The 3663-nt window shown below is 68.0% G+C and carries 3 protein-coding genes; all 3 read right to left on the bottom strand.

The window, feature by feature from the left end:
- Positions 1 to 106: 106 nt before the first annotated feature.
- The gene (locus BFF76_RS27950) at positions 107 to 997 is read right to left on the bottom strand and encodes a carbohydrate ABC transporter permease (RefSeq protein ID WP_031092491.1); all 891 of its coding nucleotides are present in this window, start codon (positions 995 to 997) and stop codon (positions 107 to 109) included.
- On the bottom strand, positions 994 to 1905 hold the full coding sequence (locus BFF76_RS27945) for a carbohydrate ABC transporter permease (RefSeq protein WP_031092494.1): 912 nt from the start codon (positions 1903 to 1905) through the stop codon (positions 994 to 996). Before BFF76_RS27945 ends, BFF76_RS27950 begins: the two co-directional genes overlap by 4 nt.
- A gap of 61 nt (positions 1906 to 1966) precedes the next feature.
- Positions 1967 to 3349, bottom strand: coding sequence for an ABC transporter substrate-binding protein (locus BFF76_RS27940; RefSeq protein ID WP_051834561.1), 1383 nt, complete (start codon positions 3347 to 3349; stop codon positions 1967 to 1969).
- Between the last annotated feature and the right edge of the window lie 314 nt (positions 3350 to 3663).

The raw sequence follows: 3663 nt of genomic DNA, 5'->3' as shown, positions 1-3663 counted from the left end.
AGGCGTACGTCCTCGTGCCAGACGTCCTCGGGCCACTGCTCCGGGTTGTAGTCGCCCCCGTAGGCGATTGCGCCGATCCGGTCCGTGAGGGCGAGCATCGGGTCGTTCACGACTTCACCGCCCCGGCGGCCAGGCCCGCGCGCCAGTAGCGCTGCAGGAGCAGGAAGGTGATCACGATGGGAACGACCGAGACGAGCGCGCCGACCAGGGTCAGCGTCTGGAGCTCCGGCGCCCTGCTGGTCTGGGACTGCCAGGTGAACAGGCCCAGGGTGACCGGGTAGAGCCGCTCGTCCTGAAGCATGATCAGAGGGAGCAGGAAGTTGTTCCAGATGACGACGAACTGGAAGAGGAAGACGGTCACCAGGGCCGGGGACATCATGCGCAGGGCGATGCTGCGGAAGATGGTCCACTCGCCGGCCCCGTCGATGCGGGCCGCCTCGATGACCTCGCCGGGGATGGACGCGGTGGCGAAGATCCGGGACAGGTAGACGCCGAACGGGCTGACGACGCTGGGCAGGAAGACCGACCAGAAGGTGTTGGTGGCGTCCACCTCGGCGAAGAGCAGGAAGAGGGGCAGCGCGAGGGCGGTGGCGGGCACCAGGACGCCGCCGAGAATCACCGAGAAGACCGCCTCCCTGCCCTTGAACCGGTAGACGGCCAGGGCGTATCCGGCCATTGCGGCGAGCAGCGTGCCGACCGCCGCACCGGCCCCGGCGTAGGCGAGGCTGTTGCCGAGCCAGCGCAGGTAGACACCGTCCTGCTGGGTGAGGAGCGCGGTGAGGTTCTCGCCCAGGTGCCAGTCGGCGGGGAGCAGACCGGGCGTGGTGACCAGGTCGCCCTGGCTCTTGGTCGCGGAGACCAGCAGCCAGTACACGGGCAGCAGCATGTAGGCGGCGACCAGCGTCATGAACACGAGTACCGGCACGCTCGACAGCGCGGGGCCGCGGCGCGGGCGCGCGGGCGCGTGTGCGCCCTCGGTGCGGGTGAGGAGGGTCATCCCTGCCTCCTGGCAGTGAAGCGGAGGAACAGGAAGGACAGCAGGAAGGTGGCCACTGCGAGGAGTACCGACAGGGCGGCCGCCTCACTGTAGTGATCACCCGCGGCGAGTGAGTAGGCGGCGAGGTTGGGGGTGTACGTGCTCGTCACGCTGGTGGAGATGGCACGGAACACCTGCGGCTCGGTGAACAGCTGGAAGGTGCCGATGAGGGAGAAGACACCGGTCAGCACGAGGGCCGGCCGGATCACGGGCACCTTGATGCGCAGGGCGATCGTCCATGCTCCCGCCCCGTCGACCCGCGCCGCCTCACTGAGGTCCGCGGGTACGGCCTGCAGCGCCGCGTACATGATGAGCATGTTGTAGCCGGTGTAGGTCCAGGTGACGACGTTGCCGATCGACCACAGGATGGCGTCCGGGCCGAGGAGATCGACGTCGATGTTCACCGAGCGGAGCAGCTCGACGACGGGGGACAGCCGGGGGTCGTACAGGAACGCCCACATCAGGGCGGCCACGACGCCGGGGATGCCGTACGGCACGAAGTAGACGAGGCGGAAGAACCGCTTGAGGCGCGCCACCGCGGAGTCGAGCAGCAGTGCGAGGGCCAGCGCGAGGGCCAGCATCACGGGTATCTGCACCAGGGCGAAGAGCGCCACGCGCAGCAGGCTGTCCGCGAAGAACGGCTCGGACATGACGTCGGCGTACTGCTGGAAACCGGCGAAGACCGTCTCCGTGCGGCCGAAGGTGCCGCCTGTTCGCTCCGTCTTGTGCAGGCTCTGCCAGAACGCGTAGCCGACCGGCACCAGGGTGAACAGGACGAAGGGGATCAGGAAGGGTGCGAGGAACGCGAACGGTGCGAGGGTGCGGCGGCTGCGGGAGGCCGCTGCCGCCGGGGTGCGGGTGGTCGTCACGGATGACTTTCGGGTCGGGTCCTGCCGGCGGGGCAGGGCGGGAGAAGACCGGCGGCAGGGGTCAGTCCGTCACGTCCAGCGACTGCTTGCGCAGCGACTCGGCGCTCTGCGAGTCGGTGTCCTTCAGCACATCGCCCAGCGTGCTGCCGCCGCCGGTGGCCTTGGCGGTGCCGTCGCTGAGGAAGCGGTAGGTGTCGGTCATGGTCGGACCCCACGTGAAGTCGGTGTCGACGTTCGCCGACGCCTCCGCGAACACGTCGAAGACCGGCTGCTTGCCGTAGAAGTCGACCGGCTGCTTCAGGGCGGGCAGTTCGAGACCTGCCTTGGCCGCGGGGTAGAGGCCGCCCTCCTTGTTGAGGATTCCCAGCGCCTTGGCGTCGGTGTTCAGCCACAGCGCGAACTTCGCCGCCTCGGCCGGGTGCTTGCTGCCCTTGAGGACGGCGGTGGTCGAACCGCCCCAGTTGCCCGCCTGCTTCTGGCCCTTCTCCCACTGCGGCATGGGGGCGACGGCCCACTTGCCGTCGGTGGCCTTGGCGTTGTCGCGGATGGTGCTGTAACCCCAGGCCGCGCTGATCCAGGTGACGACCTCGCCGTCGTTCCACGACTTGTACAGGGCGGGGGAGAAGCCCTGGAGATCGGTGGCGACGAGCTTGTCGTCGATGAGCTTCTGCCAGTAGTCGGCCACCTTGCGGCTCTCGGGCCGGTCGACGGTGACCTTCCACTTGTCGCCGTCGCGGTCGAACATGGGGGCCTTGTTCTGCCACAGCAGCCCCGTGAACCAGTTCGGGTCGGTCTGCGAGAAGTGGGTGATGTACTGCCCCTTCTTCGCCGCCTTGATCTTCCGGGCGGCGGACTCGTACTCCTCCCAGGTCGTCGGCGCGGCCAGGCCGAGCTTGTCGAAGACGTCCTTGCGGTAGAACAGCGCCATCGGGCCGGTGTCCTGGGGCACCGCCCACACGCCGTCCTCGCCCCCGGCGCCGAAGTCCACCTGCGACCAGGTCCAGTCGACGAACTTCGAGCCGGCCTCCTCGACCCCGTCGCACTTCGCGATGTCGGTGAGCCCGCCCTTGAGGCGGAAGCTGGCGAGCGAGTCGTACTCGATCTGCCCGAGGTCGGGGGCCTTGCCGGCCTTCAGCGCGTTGGACAGGTTCTGGTACGTGCCGGCGTTTCCGGACGGCGTCGTCCTGAGCTTGACCTGGACGTCGGGGTTCTCGCTGTTCCAGAGGTCGACGGCCTTCTGCATACCGGGCACCCACGACCAGTAGTCGAGGGTGACCTTGCCGGATGCGGGCTCACAGGCGGAACTCGCCTCCGTGCCGGCCTCGTCGTCCGGGCCGCCGCCGCACGCGGTCAGCGCCGTGAGGGTGAGAACGACGCTCCCGGCCAGGCCACGCCGGACGACGGAACGGCGCCGGGTGACCGAATCCCGCTTGCGAACTGCCATGAGGTTGCTCTCCTTCGAGCCGGGGGGCGTCATGCCTGGGTGAGGCGACGGCGGCTACCTTCACAACATTGGTAAACAAAAGTCAACAGTTCTGGTGAACTTCATGACGCACTGCGGCCGTTTCGTGATGCGCAGCTGTAAGGAAAGTTCAGCCTCGAAGAGCCGTTGACCTGCGCATACAGTGTTGATAGCTTCGTCGCTGGCCCGGCTGGAGGAGATGACGTAATCGATTACGTATGAGCCCCGGTCAGGTCGCTGCGCCTGTCGTCGTCAGGCGGGGGGAGGGCAGTGCTCACTGACCCGCGCGCGGGTCA

Origin of the sequence: Streptomyces mutomycini, from assembly GCF_001700505.1 — a bacterium.
Classification (GTDB): Bacteria; Actinomycetota; Actinomycetes; order Streptomycetales; family Streptomycetaceae; genus Streptomyces; species Streptomyces mutomycini.
Note: the sequence above shows the minus strand (reverse complement) of the source record. Positions and strands in the feature narration are given on the sequence as shown.

Coding starts and splice junctions, on each gene's coding strand:
- BFF76_RS27950 (WP_031092491.1), bottom strand. CDS start 997: ATGACCCTCCTCACCCGCACCGAGGGCGCACACGCGCCCGCGCGCCCG.
- BFF76_RS27940 (WP_051834561.1), bottom strand. CDS start 3,349: ATGGCAGTTCGCAAGCGGGATTCGGTCACCCGGCGCCGTTCCGTCGTC.